The sequence below is a fragment of the Thioalkalivibrio sp. ALE19 genome (genome assembly GCF_000428605.1).
In the GTDB taxonomy this organism is placed as follows: Bacteria; Pseudomonadota; Gammaproteobacteria; order Ectothiorhodospirales; family Ectothiorhodospiraceae; genus Thioalkalivibrio.
In genome coordinates this window covers 1-26,259 of record NZ_AUAG01000013.1, presented here as the reverse complement: position 1 = coordinate 26,259, position 26,259 = coordinate 1, and the positions used below count along the sequence as shown (strand labels likewise).

The following is a 26,259-nucleotide window of genomic DNA, read 5'->3' as shown; positions in this document are numbered from 1 at the left end:
CCCGAATCAAACCGTTGTCTGCACGGACAAGCATCCACCGCCCGGTTCGTAGTAGGCTGACCGGCATGCAATGGCTGCCCCGCACCCTTGTCCTGGCCGTGATGCTGCTCCCGTCCCTCCCGGGCGCGGTCGCCGGCGCTCCGGATGGGGCCACGACAGTGGACATCGGTGTGCTCGCAGTGCGCGAGGCAAGCGCAGCCGAGGCCCGCTGGCAACCGACCGCGGACTACCTGACCGAACGCCTTGGCGAGGATTTCGACGCCCGCTTCCGCATGCGGGCGATGAACTACCCCGAGCTGGAAGACGCGGTTGCGGGGGAAGAGATCGATTTCGTTCTCACCAATACCGGGCACTACGTCCAGCTGGAATACGCCCACGGCATCAGCCGCCTGACCACACTGATCGCGTCACACGAAGGCGAACCGGTCCGGCTGTTCGGCGGCGTCATCTTCACGCGCGCCGACCGCGACGACATCACCGCGCTGGAGGACATCGCCGGCCAGCACCTGTTTGCGGTACAGGAGGGCTCGCTGGGTGGCTGGCATGCCGGGCACGAGGCCCTGCTGGATGCCGGCGTGGATCCGCGCGAGGATCTCGCCGAACTGACTTTCACCGACATGCCGCATGACCGCGTGGTCGAGGCCGTGCTCGACGGCCGCGCGGACGCCGGCACGGTCCGCACCGGCGTGCTCGACCGCATGGCCGGGGCCGGGGCGTTCGAACCCGGCGAGCTGCGGGTGCTGGAACCGCGCGACACCCCCGGCTTTCCGTTCGAGCACACCACCCGCCTGTTCCCGGAATGGCCGTTCTCGCGCATGGAACATGCCGACGAAGCCCTGGCCAACGCGGTGACCGTGGCCCTGCTGGAGATGCCGGAGGGTCACCCGGCAAGCCGGACCGGCGAATATTTCGGCTGGGCCGCACCGCTGTCCTACGCCCCGGCACATGACCTGCTGGAACGCCTGGGCGCCCCGCCCTACGAACGCAACCCGGCCCTGGACCCGCTGCTCTACTGGCGCGAGAACCCGGCGGTCACCATCGCCTTGCTGCTGGGGCTGCTGGCGCTGATGGCCGCAGCGACCCTGCGCTACCACCGGATCAACCGCGACCTCGGGCGCGAGGTGCAGCAGCGCCGCGAGGCCGAGACCCGCCTGCGCCGGCACGAGGCGGAGCTGGCGCATCGCGCCAGCCACGACCCGCTGACCGACCTGCCCAACCGGGTGCTGCTGACCCAGCGCATGCGTTCGGCGATCAACACCAGTGCCGAAGATGGCGGGCGGGTCGCGATCCTGTTCCTGGACCTCGACCGTTTCAAGACCATCAACGACAGCCTCGGCCACCAGGTCGGCGACGAACTCCTGAAGATCCTCGCCGACCGGCTCAAGGATCGGGTACGAGCCAACACCATCGCCCGCCTGGGCGGCGACGAGTTCATCGTCCTGCTGGACGATGTCGAATCACTGGAAGCCCTCGAGGAGCGGGCCCGGGAGATCCTGGCGGTGATCGCCGAGCCCTTCGCGGTGGGCGGGTGGCGCTCGCTGCAGGTCGGAGGCTCGCTGGGGATCACCCTGTTCCCCGATAACGGCGGGTCGCCCGAGGCCCTGATCACCCAGGCGGACGCGGCCATGTACCGCGCCAAGGCCCAGGGCCGCAACACCTACAGCTTCTACAGCGAGGACCTCACCGCCGCCGCCAGCGAGCGCCTGGAGACCGAAAATCATCTGCGCGAGGCCCTGAAGAACGGCCATCTCGAGGTCTTCTACCAGCCGCAGATCGACCTGCGCGAACGCCGCGTGTCCGGGGTCGAGGCGCTGGTACGCTGGCGCGACCCGGACAAGGGGCTGATCTCGCCCGGACGCTTCATCCCGGTGGCCGAAGAAACCGGCCTGATCAGCCCGCTGGGCGAGTTCGTCCTGCGCGAGGCCTGCCGCCAGGTGGTGGAATGGGACCGGCAGGGCCTGCCGGAGCTGTCGCTGGCGGTGAACCTCTCGGCCCACCAGATGAACGACCCCGCACTGGTCGCGCGCGTGCGCGAGGTGCTGGATTCCACCGGGATGGACCCCGGGCGTCTGGTGCTGGAGATGACCGAGACCACCCTGATCCAGGCCGAGGGCTCGCGCGAGGTCCTGCTGCAGCTGAAGGGCCTGGGCGTGGCGCTGGCCATCGACGACTTCGGCACCGGGTATTCCTCGCTGGCCTACCTCAAGCGCTTCAACATCGACTGGCTCAAGATCGACCGGGCCTTCGTGCAGGATCTGCCGCACGACCCCAACGATGCCGAACTGACCGTGACCATCATCAACATGGCCCACAACCTGGGGCTGGAAGTGCTGGCGGAAGGGGTCGAGACCGAAGACCAGCGCAGCTTCCTCCAGACCCGCTACTGCGATGCCTGGCAGGGCTTTCTGTGCAGCCCGCCGGTTCCGGCGAACGAGCTGCCGCAGCTGCTGGAAGACTGCGAGGGCGGGGTGGCCGCCGCCGGCGTCCCGCGCTGAGGGAATCGCCGAGGGACTCGCCGGGGCGCAGGCCGGTGCCGGTCAGCGGGCAAAATCCGCCAGATGCACCGGCTGGCGACGCGGCCCCCAGTCCCCCGGCCGCGCCTCGAACACCCCGGCAACGGCCGCCCCGCAGGCATTGCAGCAGCCATCGGCGGTGAGGTTCCAGTCCGACAGCCGGTACCAGTCGCGACCGATCAACCGCCGACCGCAGGACGGGCACCAGGTGCTCTGCCCATCACGGTCGTGCACGTTCCCCGTATACACGTGATGCAGTCCCCGCTCGCGGGCGATGTTGCGCGCCCGTTGCAGGGTCTCCGGCGGCGTGCGCGGATAGTCGGTCATGCGGAAGTCGGGATGAAACGCGGTGAAGTGCATGGGCACGTCCGGACCCAGGTGCTGATACACCCAGTCGGCCATCGCCACGATCTCGGGATCGCTGTCGTTCTCTCCGGGGATCAGCAGGGTGGTGATCTCGGTCCACACATCGGTCTCGTGCACCAGCCATTCCAGGGTATCCAGCACCGGCTGCAGATGCGCCCCGGTCAGGCGGTGGTAGAAGCGCTCGGTAAACGCCTTGAGATCCACGTTGGCCGCATCCATCGCGGAGAAGAACTCGCCGCGCGCGGCCTCGGTGATGTAGCCCGCGGTGACCGCCACCGTGCGGATCCCGCGCGCACGGCAGGCCGCCGCCACGTCGATCGCGTATTCGTGGAAGATGACCGGGTCGTTGTAGGTGAACGCCACCGAGCGGCATTCCAGCTCCTCGGCCGCCCGCGCGATGGTCTCCGGATCCGCCCGGTCGGCGAGGGTATCGACCTCACGCGACTTGCTGATGTCCCAGTTCTGGCAGAACTTGCAGGCCAGGTTGCAGCCGGCGGTCCCGAACGACAGCACCGGTGTCCCCGGCAGGAAATGGTTCAGCGGCTTCTTCTCGATCGGATCCACGCAATAACCGGAAGAGCGGCCGTAGCTGGTCAGCACGACCTCGTCGTCCAGCCGGGCACGCACGAAACAGGCGCCGCGCTGCCCTTCCTTCAGCTTGCAGAAACGCGGACACAGGTCGCACTGCACACGGCCGTCGTCGAGGGCGTGCCAGTAGCGCGTGGACACCGTGAAGGCGTCGTGCTGCGGAGTGTCGGTCGTACGGCTCATACTCTTGAATGTGGCCCCCGAGGTCCCACAATTCAAGCCATGAGTCCCGATATTGTGGAGCCCGACATGTCCGCCACCGCCGCCATCCGCGAACCCGCCGTCGCCGGGCGCTTCTACCCCGCCGATGCCGCCACCCTGCGGCAGATGGTGGAGGGCTTTCTCGCCGAGGTGGCGTCGCCGGAGGCAGATGCCCCGGCGCCCCGGGCGATCGTCGCCCCGCATGCCGGTTTCCCGTTCTCCGGGCCGGTCGCGGCGGCAGCCTACGCCCGGGTGCGTCCGCTCGCCGGCCGGATCCGGCGGGTGGTCCTGCTCGGGCCCTCGCATCGCGTGCCGTTTCGCGGAATCGCCACCACCGACAGCGCGTACTACCGCAGCCCGCTGGGCGACATCCCCGTGGACCGCGAGGCCGTGGATGCCCTCGCCGGGCTGCCCGGCGTGCAGTCCCTGAACGCCGCCCACGGCCCGGAACACAGCCTGGAGGCGCAGCTGCCGTTCCTGCAGGTGGCCCTCGAGGACTTCCGCCTGGTCCCGCTGGTCGTCGGTGATGCGTCCCCGGACCAGGTCGAGGCGGTGCTCGACCGGCTGTGGGACTACCCGGAGACCCTGGTGGTGGTGAGCTCGGACCTGTCGCATTTCCACGACGAGGCCACCGCGCAGCGCCTGGACGCGGCGACCCAGCAGGTCATCGAGCGCATGGATGACACCGCGCTGGGGCCGGAAGACGCCTGCGGCTGCCGCCCGCTGGCCGGACTGCTGCGGGCCGCGCGACGCCGCGGACTGGGCATTACCACCCTCGACCGGCGCACCTCGGCGGATACCGCCGGCCCGCGCGACCAGGTGGTGGGTTACGGCGCCTGGGCCCTGCAATGACGGTCCCGTTCGAACCCGATACTCCGGCGCGTGAACGGCTGACCGGACTGGCCCGCGACGCCATCCGCCACGCCGCCGGTGACGGCCCCGCGCCCGAGCTCCTCGCGAAGGCGGAACCCGCGCCCCTGAATGCCCCCGGGGCCAGCTTCGTGACCCTCAAGTGCGGGGGCGAACTGCGTGGCTGCATCGGCTCGCTGGAGGCGCGCCGTCCGCTGGCGGAAGACGTGCTGCACAACGCAGTCGCCGCGGCCACCCGCGACCCGCGCTTCCCGCCACTAACCGCGCCCGAACTGGCAGGACTGGAGTACTCGGTGACCCTGCTGGGGCCGTCCGAGCCACTGGAGGCCACCAGTCGCCACACCCTGCTGGACCGGCTGCGCCCGCGCGAGGACGGGCTGATCCTGCAGGCGGGGCCGCGGCGCGCCACCTTCCTCCCGGCGGTCTGGGAATCCCTGCCCGATCCGGAGGCCTTCGTCGACGCCCTGCTGCGCAAGGCCGGCTTGCCGCGCCATCCGTGGCCCGAGGGCCTGCAGGCCTGGCGCTACGGCTCGCTGGAGTTCCCCGGACGCATGGATACGCGCAATGACTCATAGCGCCCGCGCATGCGATCCAGCAGCACCAGCATCGCCGGGGTGAACAGCAGGGTCAGCGGGGTCGCGAACAGCAGCCCGCCGGCGATCGCCGTTGCCAGCTGGATCCAGAAGCCCGTCACCGGTGCACCGATGTAGAAATCCCGGCCGGCGAAATCCACGGTCCAGGCCAGCACCATCGGCAGCAGGCCGAGGATGGTGGTGATCGCGGTCAAAAGTACCGGCCGCATGCGCTGCGCCGCCGCCCGCAGGGCCGCCTCCTGCGCCGTCAGGCCGCGACCGCGCTGGTCGTTGTAGTTATCGATCAGCACGATGTTGTTGTTGACCACGATCCCCGCCAGCGCCAGCACGCCGATCCCGCTCATCACGATGCCGAACGGCTCGCCGCGCGCCAGCAGCGCCAGCAGCACTCCGGCGGTGGAGAACACGATGGCGGACATCACCAGCAGCGCCTGGGAGAACCGATTGAACTGGGTGACCATCATTGCCAGCATCAGGAACAGCGACATCGCGAAGGCCCCCAGCAGGAAGCGCGCGGCCTCCTCCTGCTCCTCGGCCTCGCCGCGGAACCGGATCTCCACCGCGTCATCCAGCTCGAGGGTGTCCAGCCGTGCCTGCAGCGCGCGCACCCGTTCGTCCACCAGGTAACCGGGCGCGGCATCCGCCTCGATGGTGTAGGCGCGCTGGCCGTCGAGGCGCTTGATCAGACCGGTGGCCGGAACCGGTACCAGCTCGGCGAAATTCGCCAGCGGCACCAGCCCGCCCGGCGCCGGCAGGTTGAGATTGGCCAGCTGCTGCAGGTGGCGCTGCTCGGCCGGCAGCCGCAGACGGATGTCCACCTCCTCGTCGGTGAAATCGGGGCGCCAGCTCCCCAGCAGGATGCCGTCGGTCAGCAGCTGCACGCCGTCTCCCAGCAGCGGCACGTCGACGCCGAAACGCGCCGCCTGCTCGCGGTCGAAGCGCACCTCCAGCTCCACCCCGGGCAGCGGCAAGTCGTCGCCGATGTCCTCGAAGCCCCCCAGTTCGTCCATCTGCGCGCGGATCTCGCGGATCACCGGCGGGATGCGCCCGGGCTGCTCGCCGGAGGCGACGATGCGGATCGGCCGGCCCTCGCCCGGGCCGTGTTCCTGCGCCCGGAACTGCAGCCGCAGTCCGGGCAGATCCGCGGTGCGCTCGCGCAATTCGGCGATGACCGCCTCCGCCGGCGGGCGGGTGCGCCAGTGGGTCAGCTCCAGCTGGATCACCCCGACCACGTCCTCCGGATAATCGCCCTGCAGGCGCGCGAGCTGGGTCCCGAGGGTGCGGGCATAGGCGTGTTTCACCTCGGGCGACGCCATCAGGCGGCCCTCCACCTGGCGCACCAGCGCGTCAGCCTCGCGCACCGAGAGATCGCCGCGGGCCTGCACCTGGACCTGCACGTTCTCGGGCTCGATCGACGGGAAGAACTCCACCCCGCGACCGAAACTCGCATAGGCGGCGTACGCGAGGACCAGCAACCCGACCGTGGCCCCCAGGGTCAGCCCCGGCCGGTCCACCAGCGGCCGCAGCATACGGATGTAGCGGGCGGTGAAGCCATGCAGCTGGTCGAAGCGCCCTTCCTCGGCCGCGCGCACGAAACGCGTCTGTTCCGCGTTGATCGGATGCGACGGGCCGATCACCGAACCCAGCACCGGGATGAACACCAGCGCCATTGCCAGAGAGGCGATCAGGGTCACGATCACCGTCGCCGGCAGATAAACGATGAACTCGCCCACCATCCCCGGCCAGAACAGCATCGGCGCGAACACCGCCAGAGTGGTCGCGATGGCGGCCGTGATCGGCCAGGCCATGCGCTGGGCCGCGGCGCGGAAGGCCTCGACCCGCCCGCGCCCCTCGGCGATATAGCGGTCCGCCAGTTCCACGACCACCACCGCGCCGTCCACCAGCATCCCCACCACCAGGATCAGCGCGAACAGCACGACGATGTTGAGCGTGAAGCCCAGCAGGTGAATGGCCAGAATCCCGCCGAGGAACGCGCCGGGGATCGCCAGCCCCACCAGCAGCGCGGCGCGCCCGCCCATCATCACCAGGATCACCAGGGCCACGATCAGCACCGCGGTGATCACGTTGTTCTCCAGGTCACCCAGCAGATCGGCGACATCCTTCGCCTGATCCTGGGTATACGTCACTTCCAGCGAGTCGGGCCATTCGGCGCGCGAGGCCTCGATGGTCGCGCGCGCGGCCGCCACCACTTCGAGGATATTGGCGTCCGTCTGCTTGCGGATCTCCAGCGACACCGACGGCTGCCCGTCGATGCGGGTGAAGCCCTCCGGATCCCGATAACTGCGGCGCACCTCGGCCACGTCGCGCACGCGCACCACGGTGTCGTTCTCCACCCGCACCGCGGTGTCCAGCACGTCATCGATGTCGTCAATGGTGCCCGGCACCCGCAACGGGATGCGTCCGACCCCGGTGTCCACCGCGCCGGCGGCCACCAGCCGGTTATTGCGTTCGATCGCGCGACTCAGATCGCCGAAGGACAGCTCGTAGGTCTCCAGCACCAGCGGATCGACCAACACCTCCATCTGCTCCTCGCGATCGCCGCCGATGTCCGCCTCCAGCACGCCCGGCAGCGCCTCCACGCGGTCGCGCAGCTCACGCGCCAGACGCACCAGCGTGCGCTCCTCCAGCGGCCCCGAGAGATTCACCGTCACCACCGGGAACAGCGACAGGTCCACCTCCGATACCGACGGCTCCCGGGCCCCGTCGGGAAGCTCCGGACGAACCAGATCGACCTCCTCGCGCAGATCCGACAGGGCCTCGCGGTTGTCCCAGCCGGGTTCGAAATCGATTCGCAGCAGAGCGAAACCCTCGCCGGCCCAGGACTGCATCTCGTCCACCCCCGGCAGCCCCTGCAGCTCGCGCTCCAGCGGCTGCACCATCAGGCGTTCGGCATCCTCCGGCGAAATTCCCGGGTAGGGCACGGACACGAAGAAGATCGGGATGTCGATCTCGGGAGCGGCCTCCTTCGGCGCCACCACCCAGGCCATGGACCCGGTGACCAGGATCAGGAGCAGGAACAGCAGGACCGTCCGGGCATGCGTCACCGCCCAGGCGATCAGCGCATTCACCGCTCGGTCTCCCCGGCCGCCTGCGCACGCACCCGCTCGCCCTCGGTCACGAAGCCCTGCCCCACGGTGATGACCCGGGCCTCGTCCGGAAGACCCGTCACCCACACGCCATCCGCCGCGGTCCGCACGACTTCCACCGGGTGGAAGGCCACCCGATCGGCGTCGTCCACGGTCTTCACCCCGACGCGACCGTCATCGCCCAGGGACATGACCGCCGGCGACACGCGATGGGCCCGGACGATGTCGGTGGGAATCTCCACACCGGCGCTGAGGCCCGACGGCAACGCGCCATCGGGATTGGGGACCTCGACCTCGAGGCGGAAGGTGCGGGTGCCCGGCTCGGCCACGCGCGCGACGAAGCGCACCTCGCCCTCCGCGGTGCGCCCGTCGAGGAAGCGGATGCGCGCCGTCTGCCCGCGTTCGACCCGCCCGATCTGGTGCTGCGGCACCTGCACCACCGCCAGCAAAGGATCGTTGTCGATGATCTCGGCCACCGGGTCACCGCGGCCGACGAAATCCCCCGGTTCCGCCAGCCGCTGATGCACGATACCTGCCAGCGGCGCGCGGATGCGCGTGTTGCGCAGATCCAGCTCGGCCGCCTCGCGCGCGGCACGCGCCGCCTCCAGTTCGGCCTCGCGCGCATCCAGCTCGGTGCGCGAGGCGTGCCCCTGCTGATGCAGACGACGGGTCGCCTCGAAGTCGCTCTCGGCGCCGCGTTCGCGCGCAATGGCCTGGCGACGCTGTGCCTCGCGGTCGTCGATGCGCAGACGGGCCAGCAGGTCCTCCGCTGCCACCTCGGCCCCCCGTGTCACCGCCCATTCGGCCACCTGCCCGGCGGTCTCGGCGCGCACCCGCACCCGCTGGTCGGGTTCCACCTGTCCCTGCAGGACCAGGATCCGCTCCACCGGTTCGGCCGCCCGGGTTTCCACCGCCACCGCCATCGACTGCGCCGCCCGGGGCTCCGGTTCCGCCGGCGGCTCGCGGGTCAGCACACCCGAGGCGATCCAGGCCACCGCCAGGAGCACGATGCCCCCGGCCGCGATCCACCGTCCGTATCCCGCCATCAAGGGTCACCTCTCGCCATGGCCCGCCCGCGTTCGAAATGTCACTATGACCCATCACTATAAACGGGGCGGCCGCCACCTGTCGGCCGGGACCCCGGCAACGGGCCCCGCGCCCGCACGCGACCGAACCCCGATGACCGAACAACCGGACGAATCCAGCACCGAGATCCGCGAACTCCGGGCCCGCAAGCGCCTGGTGTATGCCCTGGTGCTCACCGGCGGAATCGCGATCACCCTGCTCAGCTGGTGGTTCCGCGGTCCCGAAGATCCCTTCCTGACCCGGGTCTATCCGCCGTTCGCGGCTGCCCTCGCCGGGCTGCTGGTGGTGCTGTGGCGGCAATGGCTGACGCTGGAACACATCGAAGGGCTGATGGTACTGGTCGCCTCCGCGCTGATCCTCGGGCGGCTGGCCTGGCACATGCACTTCGCCGCCGGGATCGAGCAGCAACTGATGGTGCTGGTCGGCGGCCACTTCTGGGCCGTGGGACTGCTGGTCGCCGGCGCCTTCGTGATGCTCGACCGGCGCCGCGGCGTGATCGCCGGGATCGTCATCCTCGGGATCTCGATCCTGCTGACGGTTACCGGAGTCCTGCGGGAATACATGGCAGCCGCCCCGCCCGCGGCCGAGACCCTGATGTACCTGGTGCGCGTACATGTGTTCCTCGGGCTGCTGCTGGCCCTGCTGGCCGCGGTCGCCGGGATGCGCGACCAGCTGCAGCGCGCCCTGCTGCGCGCCGAGATCCTGCACGACTGGGCGACCACCGATCCGCTCACCGGCCTGGCCAACCGCCGCGCCGCCGAGGCCGGTCTGGAACGCGAGATTGCTTATGCGCGCCGCTACGGGCAGCCAATGAGCGTGATCATCGCCGATCTCGACCATTTCAAGGACGTGAACGACACCCACGGCCATGCCCATGGCGATCGGGTGCTGCGCGAGGTCACCGCCCGGCTGCAGGCACGCGTGCGCGACAGCGACCTGACCGCCCGCTGGGGCGGCGAGGAACTCCTGGTGGTCGCCCCCGGCATCGACCTGCGGGAAGCCACGGCGCTGGCCGAGCGCTGCCGGCGGGCCCTGGCCGAGGAGCCCGTGGCGGGCCTCGGCATCACGGCCACCCTGGGCGTAGCCGAATTCGCCCCGGAAGACGACCGCGAATCTCTCCTCGCCCGCGCCGACCGTCAGCTCTACGCCGGCAAGGCCGCGGGCCGCAATCGCGTCGTTCCCCCGCCCGACCCGCTACCGAGCCCGGACTCCGGCACGACCCCGCGCACGACCACCTGAACGCATTCCCGCGAGCGGCGCATGCTGGACGCCGTCCCGTTCGCTATTCGGCGCCGGCCGCGTCGCCTTCGGGCTCTTCGCCGAACCACACCAGGGCATATTCCTCCGACAGTAAGGTCAGTCCTCCAGCATGTAGGCCAGGATCAGTGGCGCGACGATGGTCGCGTCGGAGTGGATATCGAAGCGCGGGGTCCCGGGGCGCAGCTTGCCCCAGGTGATCTTCTCGTCCGGGGGCGCACCGGAATAGCCGCCATAGGTGGTCTCGGCATCGGTGACCTGACAGAAATAGCCCCAGGTCGGGGTATCTTCCAGTCCCAGCTCGCGGGTGATCAGCGGCACCACGCAGATCGCGAAGTCGCCGGGGATGCCGCCGCCGATCTGGAAATAGCCGATCCCGGGGGCGGGGTCGCAGTTCTCCAGATACCAGCGCACCAGCCGGTTCATCTGCGCGGTGCCCGGCTCCACGCAGTCGTGACGGGCCACGTCGCCGCGCATGACCGCGGCGGAGAAGGCATTGCCGGTGGAGGAATCTTCCCAGCCGGGGGTCCAGATCGGGACCGCGTGTTCCGCGGCCGCCAGCAGCCAGCTGGCCTCGGGCTCGATGAAGCGTTCGCGCAGCCAGGCATCGCGCAGCACGTCCTGCAGGAAATCGGCGGGCGAGGCCTGGCGCCCGGATCGCGCCGCGGCCTCCCAGCGCCGGATCAGCAGCGACTCCACCGTCTGCATCACCGATTCCGGGATGCCGATGTCGGTCACCCGGCTGACCCCGCGGGCATACAGTTCGGCCTCGCGCTGCGGCCCGAGGGTGCGCCAGTCCGGCAGGCTCTCGTAGGTGTCGGCGCCGATCAGGCGAAAGGCGTCCTCCTCGAGATTCGCGCCCGTGCAGGCGATCCCGTGGATCAGGCCGGCGCGGATCGCGCGCGCGAGGATGCGACCGAACCCGGCGGTGGACATCGCTCCCGACATCGACAGGAACATGCGCCCGCCGGCGTCGGCGTGGTCGCGCCAGGCGCGCGCGGCGGCGCGCAGCTCGCGGGCGTTGAAATGCCCGTAATGGCGTTCGATGAACTCCGCGACCTGCATCCGCTCAGCCCCCGGCCCCGGCGCCCGAGTAGACGCCGCCCGAGCTGCCCCGCTCGGAGATGGTCTGGCCGAAGCCCCCGCGATCGGAGCGGTTGTTCACCCGGCCGGCGATGGACCCGCCCGGCGCCGGGATGATCGGCATCGGGATCACCCAGGTCTCGGGGTCGCCCAGGGTCATGCGGGCGGTGTCGAAGCCGGCGGTGTAGAGCTCGTGCAGCCAGTTGGCCAGATCGTCCTCGGGTGTGGCGTCGGCGTCCGCGGCCACGTGCACGACCCGCGCGATACCGGCGGAACGCAGGCGCTCCGGCCCGGGGAGGATGGAGTCATCGATGAAATAGCGGTTGTCGTAATCGCCCGCCTCCGGCTCCGCGTGCGTCAGTCGTCGCGCATCGCAGACCCACACCGGCGGCGCGTCGGCGGGCACGCCGCGCGCCCAGCGCGCCGCCACCCGCGGCGCCATGGTCACCATCGCGTTCACGACTTCACGCGAGTCGACCATGATGCGGGGATCCCCCGCGTGCGGCGGCGCGGCCGTGGGTTCCGCGTCCAGCCGGCGTATCATGCCCGCGGGCTCGGAGTTGGCCCGCGGCCAGTGATCAAAGGTCGCGATGAGCTGACAGGTCCCTTCGGCAAACAGCGTCGCCGCCATCTGCACGCTCAGACCGCCCGGCAGGTCCACCACCGTCAGGGTATCCGGCTGCAGCCAGTCCCAGGTGCCCGGGGGACGCTCGGCGGCAATCCGCTCGTGCAGCTGCTGCTCGTGTGGCTGCAGCTTGAGGCGATCGATCCCGGCGAACAGCGTCGGGCAGTGATACGGTCGCCACGGCCCCTCCGGATGCGGCCCGTACAGGCGGTACAGCCGTTCATGGTGCATGTAGTCACGCCAGTCTTCGGAGACCGTCTGCCCCTCCACCGGCGGTGCGGCATCGGGGTCTTCGGTGCCGGCCCCCAGCGGGGACCCGAGGCGCTCAAGCAGTTTCAACCATCGTTGGGACATAATTCGCATCGTGCCGGATGACGGGGTGGCGGCTGACCCGGGTGTGATACCCGGCGAATTCGCCGTCCACGAGAAAGACCCCCACCACCGGGTAGCCCATGCCATGGGAAAACCACAGCGGTGCGGGTTCGAAGAATTCCTGCAGGACGAAGCCCTGCGGGTCCTGCAGCGCGGTATCCAGGGCCTCTTCCCAGGCCTGCGCCGACAGCGCGGCGCCGATCCGGATGCCCTCGCCCATGCGTCCGTAGCTGCGTTTCAGCACCCATTCCTCGCGCTCGGCCAGCCAGGCGTCACGCCCCTCCGCCCGGGGATAGCACGAACGGGTGAAGTCACGCGCCAGCGTGGCCTGCGTGGCCTCGGACAGGCCCAGCGCATGTTCGGCCGGGGCCGCGTGAAAGCGCTTGCTCTCCGCCACCACGGCGGTCAGCGGGTTCATGCAGGGCACCTCCTGCGCAACCCGCAGCCACGCCTGCGGGTCGGGCAGCCCGGGAATCCATTCGGCGGGGTAATGCCGGAACAGCGCATCCACCGGCCGATCGAACAGGTGCGGACGGCCATCACGCCACTGCAGATTGGCCGGCGAGCCGATGACCGTCGCATGCCCTGCCGCCTCCAGCCACCGCGCCACCGCGGCGACCTGCTGCAGATCCACCGACCATGCGGTCGCGTGGACCAGGCCGATACACGGCCACGGCGCCAGCGCGGCAGTGATCGCGGCGGCCAGATCCCCGGCCGGCTGCATCCCGCGCACGCCCGTGGCCGCGGCAACGGTGGCGTCCAGCTCCGCGGTCTCGGCCAGCCCGCCGGGCACGTCCTGGTTGAACTCGCTGATCCGCCAGCATTCGTCGGTGCTCCAGTGGAAGTCGCAGCGCGTCAGCCGCGGTCCGGGCGCGGGCGCCGTGGCCACGACCTCGCACAGTTCGGCCGGCACGCCCACCGCCTCGAGACAGGCAGGCCGTGCGCGCACCGCCTCCTCCATCTCGCACTGTGCCGCCCAGGCGGTCCGCGCACGCCGCACCAGCGCCCGGTGCTCTTCGGCGCCCAGGACCAGAAAATCCGGCAGCACCGTGGGATCGCCGGCCTGGTGCATGTCCCACTTGCCCAGCTGCAGCGACAGCCGATCCAGCAGGCGGGTCGCCTGCGGCGGCTCCAGCGGCCAGGGCTCGGTCCTCACCCGCGCAGTCCCAGCAGGGTCGAGACCAGCGGTGCCAGCACGACCCCGCCCAGCGCCAGCAGGATGTAGACCACGCCCTCACGATCGCGCGACCGGACCGCCGGCACGCCCTCGTCTCCGGTTTGATCACCGGCCTGATTACCGGTATGGAGCGGCGCGGGCGGGCGCATGACCTCGTGGCCCAGCACCGGCAGCGCGATCACGCTGAAGCCGATCAGCGCATCACCGAATCCGCGATAGTCGCCGTGCACCGCGTAGGTCAGGGTGATGGCACAGGCGATCATGAAATACGCGGCTGCCTTGGCGTCCTCCATGTTGCGGTCACGCACCACGCGGCGGTAGAAATCGGTCTTCTCCCGCCGGATCCACAGCCCCAGCGTGACGACCAGGATCAGCCAGCCCATGCCGAAGAACCACGGGGTGATCCACCAGCCATCCTCGTAGCCCGGCAGGACCTCGAAAATCCAGCCGTACTCCAGCCCGCCGGCCTCCAGATCGCCCCAGCTCGCGCCGCCGAAGATCATCCCGGTCGCCAGCACGAACGCACCGAGGAAGACTCCGGCGGCGAGATTGCCACGCTCGAACACGTCCACCTGCAGGCGCGGGCCGAACAGCTGCCCGGCCACCTGGCCGAAGACTTTGATCGCGGCGAACGCCATCAGGGCGTAGAGCACGAACCAGAACCCCTGGATGGTCGGGTCGGCGTGATGCACCAGCACCCACAGGCACCAGGCAAAACCGAGGATGATCCCGAGACGCACCGCGCCGATCGCCGCATTGCCCCGCCGATACAACGGGTGCAGGCGCGAGGCACGGTTCCAGAGCAGGCCAAAGAAGGAAATGACCAGCGCCATCCCGAACACCACACCGGTGTCCGGCCAGAAGATGTCGGCCTCATAAAAAAAGACCGCGGACAGGGCGCCGACCCACACCCCGATCATCAGGGGCCCGACCATCTTCTGCAACAGATAGACTTTATGATCCGTGTACATCTCGCGCCCCATCCGGAAACACGCCCAGCGGCTGGGCCAGACAATGAAAGGCACCGCCCAGATGCACCAGCGCGCGGGCATCCAGCCCCACCGGCCGGTGGCCCGGCAGGCAGTCGGCCAGCACTCCCAGCGCGACCGCATCCTCGGGCACGCCGAACTGCGGCACGATCACGCGCCCGGGGGCGATGTAGAAATTGGCGTAACTCGCCGGCAGGCATTCATCATCGGGACCCTGCACCACGGGGGCCGGCAGACTCACGACCTCGGGCGGGCCGGCCACCAGGTCCAGCGCGCTCAGACGCCGATGCATGTCCTCCAGCATCGCCGCGTCCGGATGCGCCCCGTCCGCCGAACGCATCGACACGATGCGATCCGGGGCCACGAAACGGGCCAGGTTGTCGATATGACCGTCGGTATCATCCCCGCTCAGGCCACGCGGCAGCCAGTGCACCCGCCGCACGCCCAGGGTTGTGCGCAGGGCCCGTTCCATCTCCGGCATGTCGGGATTGTCACGCGCGGGCGCGCACAGCACCGATTCGGTGGTCAGCAGATCTCCGGCCCCGTTCGACTCCAGGGCCCCGCCCTCCAGCGTCAGCGGCAGACGCTCGCGCCGCTGCCCCCAGCGACGCGCCAGCAGCAGCGGGACCAGCGCATCCAGTTCGCAGGGGTGCTTGTTGCCCCAGCCGTTGAAGCCACCGTCGACCAGCAACATCCGTGAACCCTCGCGGACCCACAGGGGACCGGCATCGCGCATCCAGATGTCGTTGACCGGCAGCGGCTCCAGCCGCAGCGAGATCCCGTCCTCGCCCCCCAGCAACGCAGCCGCATCTTCGCGTTCCTCGGGCGATACCAGCACGCAGACGGGTTCCACCTGGCGTAACTCGGCGACCAGCGCGCGAAAGGCCGCCAGCACGCCGGCGTACTGCCCGCGCCAGGCCTGCTCGGCCGACGGCCAGGCCAGCAGCGTTCCGGCCCGCGGTTCCCACTCCGCCGGGAGCCGCCGCGCGACGCACCCGCAACGCCCGGCGTCATCCGCTTCCGTGGGCAGCACTGCCCGCATCGCCTCTCCCCCCGTTCCCCCTGTCGACAGCCCGAAAGGGCATGCCGTCGACGCGGGATCATGCCACAGCGTCGTGTGTCCCTCTACCGGGCCCCTCCACCGGGAGGTCGCCACCCGGGTTACACTGCGGCGAACTGTCACCACAACCGCGGGCGAGGGGCCGGAATCATCATGTGGCTGAGGGTCACCACCGAACTCGAGATGAACCTGCAGGTGGCCAGCCCGATGCTGCTGCTTCTGCGGCCGCACAGCGACGCCCACCAATGGGTGGCCAGCGACCGCTACCGGGTCACCCCCGACATCCACGTCGCCGAATACACCGACCGTCACGGCAACCTGTGCCAGCGGCTGATGGCGCCCGCCGGCCCCTTCGCGGTGCACGTCAGCGCGGATGTCCGGATTCGCCCGGAGGATATCGACGTCACCGACGCCCCGTTCGTGCCGGTGGAACAACTGCCCGACGAGGTCCTGGTCTATCTCCTGCCCAGCCGCTTCTGCGAAGCGGACCGGCTGGGCGCCCGGGCATGGGAGATCGTGGACGGGCGACGGCCCGGCCACGAGCAGGTGACCGCGATCTCGCGCTGGATCCATGAGCACATCCGCTACTGCCCGGAAACCGACCCGGCACCGATCTCCGCCAGCGAGGTGCTGAACCGGGGCAGTGGCGTCTGCCGCGATCTGGCCCATCTCGGCATGGCGCTCTGCCGCAGCCTCAGCATCCCCGCGCGGCTGACCGTGGGCTACGTGCACGGGCTGGAACCGATGGACCTGCACGCCTGGTTCGAGGCCTGGGTCGGCGGACGCTGGCACACCTTCGACCCGACCCAGGCGCAGCCGGGCAACGGCCGGGTGCGCGTGGCCTACGGCCGCGATGCCGCCGACGTCCCGCTTTATCACCTGTTCGGACCGCCGGCGATCCCGACGCGCATGGAGGTATCGGTGGAGCCCCTGACACCGACCGACTGACCCGGGCGCCGGTGGCCGGAGCCAGCCTCGGGAACCAGCTCAGGAACCGGCGGGTTTCTTCTTGCTCTCGGACTTCGAGGCATTCACCGCGCGCTTGAAGCTCCAGTTCCGCAGCTCGCGGATCTGCTCGACCATGGTCTTCGACAGCGGCACCGTGTTGATGGCCGCGCGGATGATGTCCTTCTGGTTGAAGGCGCGGTCTTCGCGATAGGCCTCGATGCGCGCCGAACGCACCACCTGCTCGATCTCGGCACCGCTCCACTCCTTGGTAGTGGCGGTCAGATACCCCAGGTCGAACTGGCCCGGATCGCCGCCATGACGGCGGATGTGCAGCTCCAGGATCTCGCGGCGCTCGTCGGCATTGGGCAGGTCGAGGAAGAACAGCTGGTCGAAGCGCCCCTTGCGCATCAGCTCCGCCGGCATCAGCTCGATGCGGTTGGCGGTGGCCGCCACGAACACCTTGGGCGACTTCTCCTGCAGCCAGGTCAGGAAGCTGGAAAAGATGTTCACGTTGCCGCCGCTGCCGGTGGAATCGAAGCCGAAGGCGTTCTCCAGCTCGTCGATCCACAGCACCACCGGCGCGATCTCGTCGGCGATGCGGGTCGCCCGGGCGAACGCGTATTCCGGCGTACCGAAGCTGCCCGACAGCACCAGGCTCATGTCCAGGCGCGCCAGCGGCAGGTCCCAGGCCGCCGCGATGGCCTTGGCCGCCATGCTCTTGCCGCAGCCCGAGACCCCCATGAACAGCACTCCGGCGGGCAGCGGCACGCCGTCCTCGTAGGCCTTCTCCGAGAACAGATCGGCGCGCGTGGTGACCCATTCCTTGAGCACATCCAGACCGCCGATATCCTCCAGCGAGCGCTGCGGCGGGTAGAACTGCAGCACGCTCTCCTTGCGCAGGATCTGGCCCTTCTCCTCCTGCACCTCGTGCAGCAGGGTATCCTCGTCGACGTCCTGCATGCGCAGCAGGCGCGAGGCGAGGTGGCCGGCCTCGTTGAGCGACAGCCCGCGCATGCCCGCCGCCAGACGGAACAGCAGCTCGCGCGAATGGGCCTCGGCGCCGCGACGCCCCTCGAGGAACTCCAGCAGTTCCTCTTCGGTGGGCAGATCCACGTCGACCAGGAAGATCTCCTTCTTGATGATGTCCGGCAGATGCAGCTGCGGGCAGCTGACGAACACCACATTGCTGGTGCCTTTCAGCTCGTAGTAAAGATCGCGCAGCCCGCGCACCAGCCCGGGGCGCTGGTCGAACCACACCGGCAGATCCTTGAACAGGCTCATGCGCGGCGGATCACGATGCCCCGCGATCCGCGCAAGCGCGTCCTCCGGATCGCGGACGGCCGGCTCGGCCTCCACCGCCGCGCCGGAAGCCGCCTCCTCCGGGGCGGCAAAGCCGCGCGCGGCGGACCACACCTGCAGCCGTCCCTCCTCGCCGTAGTACTTGCGGGCCACCTGCTGCAGCAGCCGCTCGATGCGGTCCTCGTCCCAGCCCTGCAGGTAGATAATGGGATAGCGCGAACGCAGCCCGCGCAGGATCCGTTCCACCGTCGGATTCCGCTTCCCCGCCATGAGCGCTCCTGGTTGTGGAAAACAGGCCCCAGTATAGACCGGCTCCCCGAGCGCCCGGATACCCGCCCGCGCCGGCTTCCGGTTTGACCGATACCTGATGGTTGTGATTCTTTTCACTCAACAGAACGAGGGGGCCAGCATGGTCGACCGCAGCCTGACCGGGCACGAAATCATTCTCGAACCGCACGACACCATCCAGTCCCGCACCGACACCCGCGGCGTCATCGACCTGGCCAACCACACCATGGTGCGCATCTCGCAGTACAGCCGCGAGGAACTGATCGGCGCCCCCCACAGCATCCTGCGCCACCCGCACATGCCGCGCGCCGCCTTCTACGCGATGTGGCAGATCATCCAGGGCGGCGACGAGTTCTTCGGCTTCGTCAACAACCGCGCGAAGAATGGCGACAATTACTGGGTGTTCACGCGCGTCGCGCCGCGACTGGCGGCCAGCGGCGAGATCACCGGCTACAGCTCGGTACGCATCCGCCCCAAACGCGAGGCCGTCGAGGAATGGTCGAAGATCTATGCCGACATCCTCGCCGTGGAACAGAAATATCCCAGGGAAGAACAGGTCCAGGCCGGCTATCAGGCGATCCAGAAGGCCATGCGCAAGCGCGGTTTCCGGCACCTGACCGACTGGGTCATGAAATCCGTATAGCGCGGGGGTATGTTGCAGCACGGACGCCGCCGGCGTAACGTTTGAGTCCGTGAGAACAACGTTTTCGAGGCCTCGATCCATGCACGCCATCCAGGAAGATCCCCGGCAACAGGAACGCGAGCTGCGCGCCCGGCGCCGTTCGCTCAACCTGCTGGTGGCAGCCACCGCCGCGGTGCTGGCGTTCTGGGCCCCGCCGGGCTACGACTCCCCTGTGGCCACGGTGACCCAGGCGGAGTGGTCTCAACTGGACTGGCCGGGCAGCGAAGCGCCGGGTTCGGCCGAGGTCACGGAATTCCGCCCGCAGCTCCCGCCGCCGGGCGTGGATGCCGATCAGGTCACCATGGAAGAGAGCGACGACACCATGGTGCTGACCCTGGATCGCGAGCTGGAGCGCACCTCCGGCGACCTGCGCTCGCGTGACCGCGTCGAGCGCACACCCGCCGACTGATCTTCCTCTCCGCAAGCCCGGATGAGGCCCCGAGGCGTTCGCCTGCCCGTCCTTCGGCTGCTGCCGGCGCTGTGCCTGCTGTTGCTGACGGCCGGCATGACCGGGTCGGGAACGGCCCTTGCCGATTCCCCGGCCGCCACCACCGTCACCGCCGGGGGTGAGCCCGTCCCGGTGCAGCGCTACCCTGCCGAACACGGTCCCGTCCTGCTGTGGTTTCCCTCCGAGCATGGCCTGCAGGACGAGCACCGCCAACAGGCCCTGGCCCTGCAGGCACGCGGCGTCGAAGTCTGGCTGGCGGATCCGTTCACCGGGCATTTCCTGCCGGAGGCCGCCTCGTCGTTCGACGACATGCCGCTGGCCACCGTCCCGGATCTGCTGGACGCCGCACGCGAGGAGACCGAACGCCCGGTGTTCGTCTTCGCCAGCGACCGCGCCTGGCCCTGGCTCCTCACCGGGCTGCACCAGTGGCAGCAGGCGAACCCCGGCTCGGAAGATCTCGCCGGCGTGCTGATGCTCAGCCCGTTCCTGCATACCGGGGCGGACGCCGCCGAGCCCGAGCTCCAGCCGATCGTCCACTACAGCAACCTGCCGGTCTTCATCCTGCAACCCGTACAGTCTCCGCAGTTCCAGCACCTGGGCCGCGTGCGCGCGGCGCTGGCCGATGCCGGCAGTTCGGTGGGCGTGAGGCTGCTCCCCGAGCTGCGCGACCGCTATTTCTTCCGGCCGGACGCCACCGCCGGCGAACGCCTCGCACGCGAGGCACTGCCGGGCGAACTGCTGCGCGGCATGGACCTGCTGGCCCGCACACCCTCGGCACGCGAGCCGCGCGTGCCCGCGGCGGATGTCGATCTCGCGGTGCGCACCCCGTCGGGCACCGACGCCCGCCTGAATCCGGTGGAAGAGCAACCGGACGCGCCGGAACTGATCCGTCCCGATCTGGCCGGTGAGGAACACGACCTGCGCGACTACCGCGGCGAGGTCATTCTCATCAACTTCTGGGCCAGCTGGTGCCCGCCCTGCGTGCACGAGATGCCGTCGATGCAGCGCCTGGAAGACGAACTGCGCGACGAGGGCTTTCGCATCCTCGCGGTGAACCTGGGCGAACCGGAAGACACCATCCGCGCATTCATCGAGGACGAGGTGCAGACCGACTTCACCATCCTGCTCGACCCGCAGCAGGAATCGCTGGAAGACTGGCGCGCCCTGGCCTTCCCCACGAGCTACGTGATCGACCGCGAGGGGCGTGTGCGCTACGCCCTGTACGGGGCCATCGAATGGATGGAGCCCGGAGTCATCGAACAGATCCGCGGCCTGCTGGAGGAGTAGCCGGCAAACGCCGGGCGCGAACGTGCACATTGATCGGCGTTTCCCTAGGATACGGGCACCACAATGGAAGCGAGGACGATCATGACGGAAAACACCGAGGGACGACTCCCCAACCTGCCCGTACCCCTGTTCGCCACCGTGATGGGCATGGCCGGCCTAACACTGGCCTGGCGCACCGGCGAAATCCTCTGGGACGGCCCGTCCACGATCAGTGCGGCACTGACCGGACTGACCACGGTGCTGTTCATCTTCCTCGCGATCGCCTACCTGTCGAAACTCAAGGGCTGGCCGGACAAGGTGAAAGAAGAATTCAACCATCCGGTCAAGCTGAACTTCTTCGCCGCCACCTCCATCTCGTTGATCCTGCTGTCGATGCTCTGGCTGCCGGTGGCCGAAGGCTGGGCGCTGGCGCTGTGGATCGTCGGCGTGATCGCCCATCTATTGCTGACACTGACTGCGATGGCGCGCTGGACCGGCGCCCAGCCCATGCCGATCGAGTCGATCAACCCGGCCTGGTTCATCCCGGTGGTGGGGAACATCCTGATCCCGCTGCCCGGCGTGGCCTTCGGCCTGATCGAGCTGTCGTGGTTCTTCTTCAGCATCGGCCTGGTGTTCTGGATCGTGCTGATGACGCTGGTGTTCTATCGCTTCATCTTCCACGATCCGCTGCCCGAGCGCATGATGCCGACCCTGGCCATCCTGCTGGCACCCCCGGCGGTGGGCTTCCTCGCCTGGCTCGAACTGACCGGCGAGGTGGACGCCTTCGCGCGCATCCTCTACTACATCGGCGCGTTCCTGTTCCTGCTCCTGCTGGTGCGGCTGCCGGCGTTCTTCCGCCTGCCCTTCTTCCTCTCCTGGTGGGCCTATTCGTTCCCGGTCGCGGCATTCAGCATCGCCACCATGGAATTCGGCAGGCATGCGGCCCTGCCGCTGATGGAAACCCTGGGCGTGATCCTGCTGGCCCTGACCACCATCCTGATCGTCGGCCTGGCGCTGCGCACACTGAAGGCGGCCCGCGCCGGAGAGATCTGCCGCCCCGAGTAGGCCGGGACGCGTCAGAGTTCGTCGCGGACCCAGCGGATGATGTCGGGGGCGCGCATCGCCCCCGGCTGCCGGGCCACCTCCCGGCCCTGTTCGAACAGGGCGAGGGTCGGGATACTCCGGATCCCGAACCGTTTGCCGAGGGTTTCCTGGGCGTCCGTGTTGATCCGCACCAGCCGCACCCGCGGCTCCAGCTCGGCGGCCGCGAGCTCGAATTCGGGGCCCATCATCTTGCACGGCCCGCACCACGGCGCCCAGAAATCGATCACTACCGGGATGTCGCTGCGCTCCAGGTGACGGTCGACATTGTGTCCGTTGAGCTCCGCAGGGCGCGCGATGAACAGCGCCCCGTGGCATCGGCCACAGCCCGGCGCCTCGGCAATGCGGCCGGACGGAATCCGGTTCACCGAATCACAATGCGGGCAGACGACATGCAGCAATTCATTCATACTTGCCTCGAGATACCGAGCGTTCTTCTCTGTATAGCAGTCCGGCGCCGAAAAGACCGGGACGGGCACCACAGATCCATGCACTTCCCTGCAAATACGGGGAACACGTTGCAGGAAAGCGACAACTTCTGTATTGGTATATGCGGAACCGCCGGAAGCACCCGGTCCGCGAGCCGCACCACAACGCCCCACCCGAACCCCGAACGGTACGCGCATGAGTGACAAGCTCGTCGTAGAAGATCTCTACAAGATTTTCGGGCCGCGCCCGCACCGCGCCCTGGAACTGATGGAGCAGGGTCTGGACAAGGATGCGATCTTCGCCCGCACCGGCAATACCGTGGGCGTGCGCGAGGCCAGTTTCAGCATCCGCGAGGGCGAGGTCTTCGTGATCATGGGTCTGTCCGGTTCGGGCAAGTCGACCATGGTCCGGATGTTCAACCGCCTGATCGAGCCCACCGCCGGACACCTGTACGTAAACGGCGAGGACATCACCCGCATGAGCCGCAGGCAGTTGATCGATCTGCGCCGGCGCGACATGTCGATGGTGTTCCAGTCGTTCGCCCTGCTCCCGCACAAGACCGTCATCGAGAACGCCTCGCTGGGCCTGGACGTCTCCGGTTTCGATCGTGCCCGCCAGCACGAACGGGCCCTGCAGGCCCTGGAGGCCGTGGGGCTCGGCGCGCACGCCAACAGCTACCCCGACGAACTCTCCGGCGGCATGCAGCAGCGTGTCGGCCTGGCCCGCGCCCTGGCCACCGACCCCACCATCCTGCTGATGGACGAGGCTTTCTCCGCGCTGGACCCGCTGATCCGCACCGAGATGCAGGACGAGCTCATGCGTCTGCAGGAACAGCGGAGCCGGACGGTGGTATTCATCTCGCACGACCTCGACGAGGCCATGCGCATCGGCGACCGCATCGCAATCATGCAGGGCGGGCAGGTGGTCCAGATCGGCACGCCGCAGGAGATCGTGTCGAACCCGGCCAACGACTACGTCCGCTCGTTCTTCTACGGGGTGGACGTGAGCCAGGTGTACTCCGCCGGCGATATCGCCCGCCACGATGCCATGCCACTGCTGCAGACCGGGCAGGCGGACGCCGCCGGGGCCCGGCAACAGCTGGGTGCCGATGGCTGTGCCGTGCTGCTGGACGAAGGGGCACGCTTCCGCGGCCTGGTCTCCGCACGCAGCCTGACGGACGCCGCCGATCTCGACGCCGCACGCATCGACGGCATCGACACGGTGGAGGCCTCCACCGCCATGTCCGATGTCCTCGGCCGCGCCGCCGCCAGTGACTGGCCGCTGGTCGTGGTGGAAGACGGCCGTTTCATCGGGACCCTCTCGCAGCGCGACCTCCTGCAAACCCTCGACCGGACCCATCAGTAGGCCCACCCCCATGACGCAAGACGAACCGGACATCCAGGACCACGAAACCATCGGGCCGCTCGAATCACTGGCCGAGTGGTTCAACGAGACCGTACTGGAGCCGATCACCATCGGTGACTGGATCGAGGACGGGGTCGACTGGATCAGCGACAACCTCCAGGGACTGCTGGACGGGATCGAGGCGGTCATCCGCGCCCTGGTGGACGCGACCGAATTCCTGCTTCTGTATCCGCTGTGGCTGACCGCCTTCCTGATCGCCGCGGGCGTGTGGATGCGCTTCGGCATCAAGGCCGGGGCCATCACCACCGGCGTACTGGCCGCGGCCTTCGGGCTCGGGGTGTTCTCCGAAACCGTGCAGGCGCTGCTGTGGTTCCCGCCACCCTGGGTGCTGGCCGTGCTGATCGTGCTGGGCGGGATATGGCGCGTGGGCTGGCGCTTCGGGCTGTTCGCGGCGGTGGCGCTGCTGCTGATCTTCTCGATGGAGCTTTGGCCGGAGACCATCCGGACGCTGTCGCTGGTGGTGGCCTCGTCCATCGCCGCCCTGATCATCGGCCTGCCGATCGGCATTGCGATGTCGCGCAACGACACCGTGGAGATGCTGGTGCGCCCGGTGCTGGATCTGATGCAGACCATGCCACCGTTCGTGTACCTGATCCCGGCGGCGATCTTCTTCGGCCTGGGGACCGTGCCCGGCGCGATCGCCACGCTGATCTTCGCCATGCCGCCGGCGGTGCGTCTGACCAATCTCGGCATCCGCCAGGTCAGCCGCGAGCACGTGGAGGCGGGCCAGGCTTTCGGCTGCACCCCGCGTCAGCTATTGTTCAAGATCCAGCTGCCGCTGGCGATGCCGTCGATCATGGCCGGCATCAACCAGACCATCATGCTGGCGCTGTCGATGGTGGTGATCGCGTCGATGATCGGCGCCGGCGGCCTCGGCGGCACCGTGCTCACCGGCATCCAGCGTCTGCAGGTCGGCGTCGGCTTCGAGGGCGGTCTGGCCGTGGTATTCCTCGCGATTCTGCTCGACCGTATCAGTCAGAGTTTTGGCCAGCGCCGGCGCGAGGGCAATGCCTACGGCAATCTGCTGCGCTGGTTCTTCAGCGGCCGGCAGAAGGCCGATGCCTGATCATCCGTTCATCCACGCGGCCGCCCCGAATCCCGGCGGCCGGATGCTCAAGAAGCAACAAGGAGAACCGTAACCATGATGAAGAAGAAACTGCTGACGACCGCCACGGCCGCTGCCCTGTCCCTGGGCATGGCGACCTCCGCCGCGCAGGCGGACGACGTGCGCATCGGCTGGACCGCCTGGGCCGATGCCGAGTTCATCACCCAGGTCGCCGACCGCGTGATCCAGGAACGCCTGGACACCGGCGTGGAGCTGGTGCAGACCGACATCGCCCCGCAGTACGCCGGTCTGGCCGGGGGCGACCTCGACCTGATGCTGATGTCCTGGCAGCCGATCACCCACGAGGACTACATCGACCAGTTCGGCGATGACATCGTCGATCTGGGCGTGCTGTACGACAATGCCAAGCTGGGCTGGCTGGTGCCCGCCTCGCTGCATGCCGAAGGTCTGACCTCCATCGAAGACCTGCGCGATGACGAATGGCGCGATCGCCTGAACGGCGAGATCCAGGGCATCGACCCGGGCGCCGGCCTGACCCGTCTGTCGCACGACACCATCGAGGAATACGAGCTGGATTACACCCTGATCGAGGCCTCCGACGCCGCCATGACCGCCGCGCTCGACCGCGCCATCCGTCGTGACGACGCCATCGTGGTCACCGGCTGGAGCCCGCACTGGAAGCTGGGTGCCTACGAGCTTGAATACCTCGAGGATCCGAAGGGTGCTCTGGGCGGTGCCGAATCCATCCACGCCATGTCGCGCACCGGCTTTGCCGACGACCATCCCGAGGTCGCCGCCTTTGCCGGCTGCATGAACATCGACATCGACCTGCTCAACGAGTACATGTACCTGGCCGACGAGGAGTCCACCGGCCACGCGGTGGACAAGTTCTTCAATGACGAGGCCGGGCTGGTCGACGAATGGGTGGCCTGCGCCCGTAACTGATCCCGTCCAGGGAACGCACCGGCAGCCTCGCGCTGCCCCCGGGCCCGGCCTTCTGGTCGGGCCTTTTTTATATCCGGCGCCCTGCCCGATCGGGCCTTTAATCGGCCAGAGGCTGGCCTCCTACGGGCAAATCCTGCCCCGGTAGGAGATTCTATGTCTGCGTGCAAGGGTTCGGGGGTCGGTAGTCGGTCTGGTTTTTCATGAGGGCGAAGGCGACGCGGGCGAGTTTGCGAGCCAGGGCATTGAGGGCCTGCGTCGTGGCCAATCCCCGATCGAGACAGCGCTGGTAGTAGTCGCTCCAGGCGGGTTTGGATTTGGCCTGCATGGCCGCCATGTAGAGCAGGCGTCGCAGCTCCGGGTCTCCCTGCTTGGTGAGCCGGCGTCGGCCTCGCTTCTGGCCGGAGTCCCGGACCCGGACATCCATGCCCAGGAAGGCCACGAACGCATCGCTGCTGCGGAAGGTTCCACGGTGGAA

The 26,259-nt window shown here is 68.8% G+C and carries 23 protein-coding genes; 12 read left to right on the top strand and 11 right to left on the bottom strand.

Translation table 11 applies throughout. The features are described from left to right. Nucleotides 1–65: 65 nt before the first annotated feature. On the top strand, nucleotides 66–2,495 hold the full coding sequence (locus F787_RS0106685; RefSeq protein ID WP_028491709.1) for an EAL domain-containing protein: 2,430 nt from the start codon (nucleotides 66–68) through the stop codon (nucleotides 2,493–2,495). A 42-nt stretch (nucleotides 2,496–2,537) separates the two neighbouring features. On the opposite strand, the gene amrS is transcribed toward F787_RS0106685, so the two are convergent. Further along, entirely contained in the window at nucleotides 2,538–3,650 is a 1,113-nt protein-coding gene (gene amrS, locus F787_RS0106680) for an AmmeMemoRadiSam system radical SAM enzyme (protein WP_028491708.1), read from the bottom strand. Nucleotides 3,651–3,716: 66 nt separating this feature from the next. On the opposite strand from amrS, the gene amrB reads away from it, so the two are divergent. Both amrB and amrA read left to right on the top strand, forming a co-directional pair. Then, nucleotides 3,717–4,520, top strand: coding sequence for an AmmeMemoRadiSam system protein B (amrB, locus tag F787_RS0106675; protein WP_028491707.1), 804 nt, complete (start codon nucleotides 3,717–3,719; stop codon nucleotides 4,518–4,520). Continuing rightward, nucleotides 4,517–5,113, top strand: a complete 597-nt coding sequence (gene amrA / locus F787_RS0106670; protein WP_028491706.1) for an AmmeMemoRadiSam system protein A — start codon at nucleotides 4,517–4,519, stop codon at nucleotides 5,111–5,113. The genes amrB and amrA overlap by 4 nt, the downstream gene beginning before the upstream one ends. On the opposite strand, the gene F787_RS0106665 is transcribed toward amrA, so the two are convergent. Further along, nucleotides 5,062–8,220, bottom strand: coding sequence for an efflux RND transporter permease subunit (locus tag F787_RS0106665; RefSeq protein ID WP_028491705.1), 3,159 nt, complete (start codon nucleotides 8,218–8,220; stop codon nucleotides 5,062–5,064). The two genes, amrA and F787_RS0106665, sit on opposite strands and share 52 nt — an antisense overlap. Further along, the gene (locus F787_RS0106660; RefSeq protein ID WP_028491704.1) at nucleotides 8,217–9,284 is read right to left on the bottom strand and encodes an efflux RND transporter periplasmic adaptor subunit; all 1,068 of its coding nucleotides are present in this window, start codon (nucleotides 9,282–9,284) and stop codon (nucleotides 8,217–8,219) included. Before F787_RS0106660 ends, F787_RS0106665 begins: the two co-directional genes overlap by 4 nt. Before the next feature lie 133 nt (nucleotides 9,285–9,417). Between F787_RS0106660 and F787_RS0106655 the strand changes: the two genes are divergently transcribed. Then, nucleotides 9,418–10,563, top strand: a complete 1,146-nt coding sequence (locus F787_RS0106655; protein ID WP_028491703.1) for a diguanylate cyclase — start codon at nucleotides 9,418–9,420, stop codon at nucleotides 10,561–10,563. A gap of 117 nt (nucleotides 10,564–10,680) precedes the next feature. Here the strand turns inward: F787_RS0106655 and F787_RS0106650 are convergent, their stop codons facing one another. From F787_RS0106650 to F787_RS0106630, 5 genes are read right to left on the bottom strand one after another with little or no spacing between them, the layout of a single operon-like run. Further along, nucleotides 10,681–11,646, bottom strand: coding sequence for a deoxyhypusine synthase family protein (locus tag F787_RS0106650; protein WP_028491702.1), 966 nt, complete (start codon nucleotides 11,644–11,646; stop codon nucleotides 10,681–10,683). A gap of 4 nt (nucleotides 11,647–11,650) precedes the next feature. Then, a complete protein-coding gene (locus F787_RS0106645; protein ID WP_028491701.1) occupies nucleotides 11,651–12,628 on the bottom strand; it encodes a hypothetical protein in 978 nt (325 codons plus the stop codon). Then, nucleotides 12,615–13,817: a glutathionylspermidine synthase family protein gene (locus tag F787_RS0106640; RefSeq protein ID WP_028491700.1), complete on the bottom strand. Its 1,203-nt coding sequence runs from the start codon at nucleotides 13,815–13,817 to the stop codon at nucleotides 12,615–12,617. The genes F787_RS0106645 and F787_RS0106640 overlap by 14 nt, the downstream gene beginning before the upstream one ends. After that, nucleotides 13,814–14,809 (bottom strand): hypothetical protein, encoded by a 996-nt coding sequence (locus F787_RS0106635; RefSeq protein ID WP_028491699.1) that lies wholly within the window; start codon nucleotides 14,807–14,809, stop codon nucleotides 13,814–13,816. Before F787_RS0106635 ends, F787_RS0106640 begins: the two co-directional genes overlap by 4 nt. Then, on the bottom strand, nucleotides 14,793–15,869 hold the full coding sequence (locus F787_RS0106630) for an agmatine deiminase family protein (RefSeq protein ID WP_028491698.1): 1,077 nt from the start codon (nucleotides 15,867–15,869) through the stop codon (nucleotides 14,793–14,795). Before F787_RS0106630 ends, F787_RS0106635 begins: the two co-directional genes overlap by 17 nt. 171 nt (nucleotides 15,870–16,040) lie before the next feature. Between F787_RS0106630 and F787_RS0106625 the strand changes: the two genes are divergently transcribed. Further along, nucleotides 16,041–16,835, top strand: coding sequence for a transglutaminase family protein (locus F787_RS0106625; RefSeq protein WP_019569816.1), 795 nt, complete (start codon nucleotides 16,041–16,043; stop codon nucleotides 16,833–16,835). 39 nt (nucleotides 16,836–16,874) lie between these two features. On the opposite strand, the gene F787_RS0106620 is transcribed toward F787_RS0106625, so the two are convergent. Continuing rightward, complete coding sequence (locus tag F787_RS0106620) at nucleotides 16,875–18,404, bottom strand: AAA family ATPase (protein WP_019569815.1); 1,530 nt, start codon at nucleotides 18,402–18,404, stop codon at nucleotides 16,875–16,877. Between the two features lie 139 nt (nucleotides 18,405–18,543). On the opposite strand from F787_RS0106620, the gene F787_RS0106615 reads away from it, so the two are divergent. From F787_RS0106615 to F787_RS0106600, 4 genes are all read left to right on the top strand, one after another. After that, nucleotides 18,544–19,065: a PAS domain-containing protein gene (locus tag F787_RS0106615; protein WP_019589593.1), complete on the top strand. Its 522-nt coding sequence runs from the start codon at nucleotides 18,544–18,546 to the stop codon at nucleotides 19,063–19,065. 79 nt (nucleotides 19,066–19,144) lie between these two features. After that, a complete protein-coding gene (locus tag F787_RS0106610; RefSeq protein WP_019022308.1) occupies nucleotides 19,145–19,513 on the top strand; it encodes a hypothetical protein in 369 nt (122 codons plus the stop codon). Between the two features lie 21 nt (nucleotides 19,514–19,534). Continuing rightward, nucleotides 19,535–20,839 (top strand): peroxiredoxin, encoded by a 1,305-nt coding sequence (locus tag F787_RS0106605; protein ID WP_019022307.1) that lies wholly within the window; start codon nucleotides 19,535–19,537, stop codon nucleotides 20,837–20,839. 81 nt (nucleotides 20,840–20,920) lie between these two features. Next, the gene (locus F787_RS0106600; protein ID WP_028491697.1) at nucleotides 20,921–21,883 is read left to right on the top strand and encodes an SLAC1 anion channel family protein; all 963 of its coding nucleotides are present in this window, start codon (nucleotides 20,921–20,923) and stop codon (nucleotides 21,881–21,883) included. A gap of 11 nt (nucleotides 21,884–21,894) precedes the next feature. On the opposite strand, the gene trxC is transcribed toward F787_RS0106600, so the two are convergent. Next, nucleotides 21,895–22,329 carry a thioredoxin TrxC gene (trxC, locus tag F787_RS0106595; RefSeq protein WP_019022305.1) on the bottom strand — a complete coding sequence of 145 codons (435 nt, stop codon included), beginning with the start codon at nucleotides 22,327–22,329 and terminating at the stop codon, nucleotides 21,895–21,897. Between the two features lie 214 nt (nucleotides 22,330–22,543). Here trxC and proV point away from each other — a divergent pair, with 214 nt between their 5' ends. The 3 genes from proV to F787_RS0106580 all read left to right on the top strand — a co-directional run bounded on the left by proV (nucleotide 22,544) and on the right by F787_RS0106580 (nucleotide 25,784). Then, entirely contained in the window at nucleotides 22,544–23,713 is a 1,170-nt protein-coding gene (gene proV / locus F787_RS0106590; RefSeq protein WP_028491696.1) for a glycine betaine/L-proline ABC transporter ATP-binding protein ProV, read from the top strand. 10 nt (nucleotides 23,714–23,723) lie between these two features. Then, the gene (locus F787_RS0106585) at nucleotides 23,724–24,839 is read left to right on the top strand and encodes a proline/glycine betaine ABC transporter permease (protein ID WP_028491695.1); all 1,116 of its coding nucleotides are present in this window, start codon (nucleotides 23,724–23,726) and stop codon (nucleotides 24,837–24,839) included. 75 nt (nucleotides 24,840–24,914) lie between these two features. Next, entirely contained in the window at nucleotides 24,915–25,784 is an 870-nt protein-coding gene (locus F787_RS0106580) for a glycine betaine ABC transporter substrate-binding protein (RefSeq protein WP_018870509.1), read from the top strand. Nucleotides 25,785–25,935: 151 nt separating this feature from the next. Here F787_RS0106580 and F787_RS0106575 read toward each other — a convergent pair. Beyond that, on the bottom strand, nucleotides 25,936–26,259 hold a 324-nt coding region (locus tag F787_RS0106575), incomplete at its 5' end, for an IS110 family transposase (protein WP_028491694.1).